The sequence below is a fragment of the Mesorhizobium sp. M7A.F.Ca.CA.002.04.1.1 genome, assembly GCF_004022805.1.
Classification (GTDB): Bacteria; Pseudomonadota; Alphaproteobacteria; order Rhizobiales; family Rhizobiaceae; genus Mesorhizobium; species Mesorhizobium ciceri.
The window spans coordinates 1-5,164 of the sequence record NZ_RZPL01000396.1; the positions used below are offsets into that span (position 1 = coordinate 1).

General features: G+C 63.3%; 3 protein-coding genes. All 3 read left to right on the forward strand.

The features are described 5' to 3' along the window. Positions 1-1,728: relaxase/mobilization nuclease RlxS (rlxS, locus tag ENZ75_RS19975; RefSeq protein ID WP_128278265.1), on the forward strand; the 1,728-nt coding region annotated here is incomplete at its 5' end. Positions 1,729-2,083: 355 nt separating this feature from the next. Further along, on the forward strand, positions 2,084-3,070 hold the full coding sequence (locus ENZ75_RS19980) for an ATP-binding protein (RefSeq protein WP_024505649.1): 987 nt from the start codon (positions 2,084-2,086) through the stop codon (positions 3,068-3,070). Between the two features lie 17 nt (positions 3,071-3,087). Then, positions 3,088-5,164, forward strand: a 2,077-nt coding sequence (locus ENZ75_RS19985) for a S8 family peptidase (protein WP_164887881.1), incomplete at its 3' end; no start/stop codon positions are given.

Genomic DNA, 5,164 nt, shown 5'->3' on the forward strand with positions numbered 1-5,164 from the left:
AAGCTCGCCGGCAAGGGCGCGGACGGGGCGCGTGCCCATCTACGCTATCTTCAGCGCGACGGGGTCACCCGCGAAGGTGAACCTGGCGAGCTCTACGGCGCCGACAGCGGCCGCGTCGACGGCAAGGCGTTCATCGATCGCGCGGACGGCGACCGCCATCAGTTCCGCTTCATCGTCGCTGCCGAAGACGGCATCGAGTACGACGACCTCAAGGCGCTGACGCGGCGGCTCATGGCGCAGATGCAGGAAGACCTCGGCACGAAGCTCGACTGGGTCGCGGTCGATCATTTCAACACCGGCCACCCGCACAGCCACATCATCGTCCGTGGCAGGGACGACCGTGGCGAGAACCTGGTCATCGCGCGCGAATATATCTCATCTGGCATCCGCGAGCGGGCGGCCGAGCTGGTCAGCCTCGATCTCGGTCCGCGAACCGACCGCGAGATTGAGCTTCGCCTGCGCCGGGAAATGGAGCAGGAACGCTTCACCAGCATCGACCGTCGGCTGCTCAGCATGCGTGATGATGACGGCCTGGTCTCGCCGGGCGGTCCCGACGCCATTCGCCAGACGCTGCACCAGGGACGGCTGCGCAAGCTCGAGCGGATGGGTCTGGCCGCGGAGGTCGGCGCTGGCTCCTGGCGCCTCGACGATGAGCTCGAAGCCACGCTGCGCCGCACCGGCGAACGCGGCGACATCATCAAGACCATGCACCGCGAACTGACCGGCAAGGGGCTTGCCCGCAGGGCCGCCGACTGGGTGATCCACGATCGATCCGGCGAGCCCGTCCAGTCTCTCGTCGGTCGCGTTGTCGCGCGTGGACTGGCCGACGAGATCAATGACCGCCATTACATGATCGTCGACGCCGTCGACGGTAAGAGCCATTGGATCAACATCGGTAGAGGCGAGGCGATGGAAACGATGCCTAATGGCTGCATCGTGCGTGTCGCGCCAAGGAACACCGAGCCGAGGCAGGTCGATCGTACCATCGCCGAAATCGCCGCCGCGCATGGCGGCCGTTACGACGTCGATATGCACCTGAAGCATGACCCATCCGCCACCGAGAGCTTTGCGCGAACGCATGTGCGGCGGCTGGAGGCGATCCGCCGCGCGACCGGCGGCGTTGAGCGAGAGCCGAACGGCACCTGGCTCATCGCGCCGGACCATCTCGATCGCGTCGCGAATTATGAGGGCCAGCGGGCCAGGGCCGAGCCTGTCGTTGCCGACAAGCTCTCCTCAATGGCGCTGGAGCGACAGGTCAGCTTCAACGGCGCCACCTGGCTCGACCGGGAGCTGGTTGCCGATAGACCCGAGCCTTTGCACGGATCCGGCTTCGGCCGCGACGTGAGAGAGGCGCAAGCTCGCCGGCGGCAGTGGCTGATCGCGCAAGGCCTCGCGCATAAAGAACAGGATGGGATCGTCTATCGAGCCAACATGCTTTCGATCCTGCGCCAGCGAGAACTGAACCGTGTTGCTGGCCAACTGTCGGAGGAACTTGGCCTGCCCTATGCCGAAGCGCGATTCGGAGGACGAGTAGAGGGTACGCTCCGCCGCTCCGTCGAGCTTGCCAGCGGAAAATATGCCGTCGTTGAAAAGTCGCGCGAGTTCACGCTGGTGCCATGGCGGCCGGTGCTTGAGCGCCATGTGGGCAAGGAGGTCTCCGGTGTCGTGAGTGGGGAGGGGATTTCATGGACCGTCGGCCGGCAAAGGAGCGGACCTGGTGTTTCGTGAGATGGTGTACAGCTTTTTAGCCAGCGGCGCGGGCAGCCATGCGAGCCCGCGTAGACCTTATGGCCGCACGCCCGCAATCGGTCGCATGGACCTGCCAGGCGGGGCGGCTTTGGAGCGTTCGGACCCGACACGCTGCGTGAGTGGCCAGACTTCGAGCGCTCGAAGATGCGGACTGTTGTCTGCTGGCCGGCGTTATTCCGGCTGGCCTATGACCGCGGCGCAACAGTTCACCGCTGAAGTTGCCACGGGCGAACATCGACAAGAGAAAAAACACCATTGCGCGTTACAAATCGCCGTTGAAAGCGTTTAGGTTGCATGCGCTTCGCCAAGTAAACGGATACCCCAGAAGAGAGCCATGACCACGGCCCGCCATATCGTGACGCTGCTTAAAAGCCACATTGCCGGCGACGAGGATCGTTTCCTCTCTATCGCGATGCAGCTTGCTGCGCATGAGGCACGTCAAGGCCATGGCAAGCTTGCTCAGGAGCTCAAGGATCTGGTCGACGCAGCCAAGAGCAGGGACGCCCGGATTGCCAAGAGCAGTCGGCCGGTTCCCCTTTTTCAGCCAAAGGGCGAACTCGCAGGCCTCCTGCATGTGCGCTATCCGGACCTGCGACTGACGGACATGATTTTGCCGGACAGTCTGCGCTCGCGCCTGCACCGCGTGCTGGGAGAGCAGCGCCAACAAGCAAGCTTGCGCGAGCACGGGCTTGTTCCCCGTCGCAAACTGCTTCTGGTCGGCCCGCCAGGATCAGGCAAGACGATGACCGCATCGGCATTGGCCGGGGAGCTTCATCTGCCCCTTTTCATGATCGTCCTCGATGGTTTGATCACCAAGTTCATGGGAGAGACTGCCGGAAAGCTGCGGCTTGTTTTTGATGCAATGCAGGCGACGCGGGGCGTCTACTTCTTTGACGAATTCGATGCCATCGGCGCGCGTCGAGGCGAACGCCAGGATGTTGGCGAGATTCGGCGCGTGCTGAATTCGTTTCTGCAGTTTCTCGAGCAAGACGACAGCCACAGCCTGATTATTGCGGCAACAAATCATCCCGAGCTGCTCGACAGAGCTTTGTTCCGCCGTTTCGACGATGTCATCGAATACGCCGTGCCCGATCGGCCGATTATCGAGGCGCTGCTTCGGGCTCGACTCGACCGCTTCGACACCAGAGGGCTTGCCTGGAACGAGGCGATCTCTCAGGCAGAGAGACTGTCGCAGGCCGAGATCACCCGCGCGGCCGACGACGCTGCAAAAACCATCATATTGCGGGGGGGGAAGCGGATCACCTCGGAAGCGCTCATCGACGCTCTGAAGGAACGCCGGCAGGCTTCGCTGTCTGAGTAGCGACAGCACAGATCATAATGGCAGACGATTTTCCGCGCGACCGCGCCCATATCCACCTTCGCAACAACGGCATTCGGGAAGCCTATCGGCGGCCCAACCAACTTATACATGCACCGCCGCTGCCGGCGCGTGATCGGGCGTCGCATGCTGCGGCCTTGACGCAATCCATCGAACAAGCGGTCGAAAGTGCACGCCAGCAGATTGCGGCGCGTGACCCCCAGCTGTCGGTCGGCACGCCTGGCTTTTACCTCGAGATCGATCTGCCCATGTCCGGACGGGCGGCCCTCGACCAGTTGGCCGATCGTCGCCAGCACATGGAGCTGGTCGCCGTCCATGAGCCAACTCAACCCGGTGCTCCCATCACAGCGTCGGTGTTCCTGCCGCAAAGCGCGCAAGCCTATTATTTGCGGAAAGTCGAGGCGTATCGAGACGTTGACACTGACCGCGGCAGACCGCGCAACGAGCCGCTCGTCTCCCGCATGGAGACAGTCAGGCTGGCGACTGCACGATCGTTGTTTACCGACCACGACGACCTCTTCCCCCAGGCCGCTGACGAGCAGGTGTGGTGGGAAGTCTGGCTGCGCGACGGTCGCCGCGAGAACTTCGAGCACATTGCCGAAGCCCTGAACATCACTTTGCGCACGCATGCGGTCAGGTTTCCGGAGCGGGTGGTCATGCTGGCACTCGCCAGCACGGCAATGCTCGACCGCATGATTGCGCACAGCGATGTCGTCGCCGAGCTGCGGCGCGCGAAGGATACGCCGTCCTTCTTCATGGGCCTTGGCGGCGCGGAGCAAAGGGACTGGAGCGACGAGCTTCTCGGGCGCGTCAGACCGCCTCAATCCGATATTGCGGTCTGCATTCTCGACAGCGGCGTACGTCGCACCCACCCGTTGATCGAACCCGCACTTGCCGTTGAAGACTGGCACACCGTCAAACCGGCATGGGGCAGCGACGACACACCTGCGTGGAGCGGCCACGGGACGCGAATGGCAGGTGTCGGCCTGTACGGTGATCTGGTCCCGCTCCTGGTCGGAGGCGATCCAGTTCCATTGCCCTTTCGGCTGGAGAGTGTCCGTATCCTTCCGCCAGAAGACGAGGCAAACGATCCAGAACTCTATGGCTCGATCACCGCGGAAGCGATCGCCCGCGCCGAGGTGCAGGCGCCGGAGCGCCGCCGCGCGATCGCAATGGCTGTGACAAGCGCCAGTCCGGCGCGTGGAAGGCCCACATCGTGGTCTGCCGCTATCGACCAACTCTGTTTCGAAGAGGAGCAGCGACGCTTGATCGTTCTCTCTGCCGGCAACATCGGCGATGACCTCATGCCGGCCGAGCATTTGACGCGCAACGATCTGGAAGCAGTCGATGATCCTTCTCAGGCCTGGAATGCGCTGACGGTCGGCGCTTTCACAGAAAAGGTCGATATCATTGACACCGACTTTGCGGGCTACGCTCCGATCGCGCCGGTCGGCGAGCTCTCGCCGCGCAGTCGCACTTCGGTCGTTTGGGACAGGCAGTGGCCGGTGAAGCCCGAGGTCGTCTTCGAAGGCGGCAATCTCGCCCATGACGGTGTGTTGCCTGGCGAGCCGATCGACGATCTGCAGATATTGACCACTTTCTATCGACCCGAACTGCGCCACTTCACCACCCTCGGAGATACGAGCGCGGCAACGGCCCATGCCGCACGGATGGCGGGACTAATTCTATCAGCGCGCCCCGAGCTGTGGCCTGAAACGGTTCGCGCCCTGATCGTCCACTCGGCCGAATGGACTCCGGCGATGCGCGCACGCATCGATGCGTGCAACGGAGCGAAGGGCGAGATCCAGGCGCTCGTGCGGCGCTATGGTTACGGCGTGCCAGATCTTGGGCGCGCGCTTCTGTCAACGGTGAACGACCTCACGCTTATCGTTGAAGATGAGCTTCAGCCTTTCCAGCGCGAGGGCGGCGCGGCTGCCAAAACGCGTGACATGAAGCTGCATCGCCTGCCTTGGCCGAAGGAGCAGCTCGCGGCGCTCGGCGCTGCCCAGGTCGAGCTCCGCGTCACGCTGTCCTATTTCATCGAACCCAACCCCGGTGAACGCGGATGGACCCGCC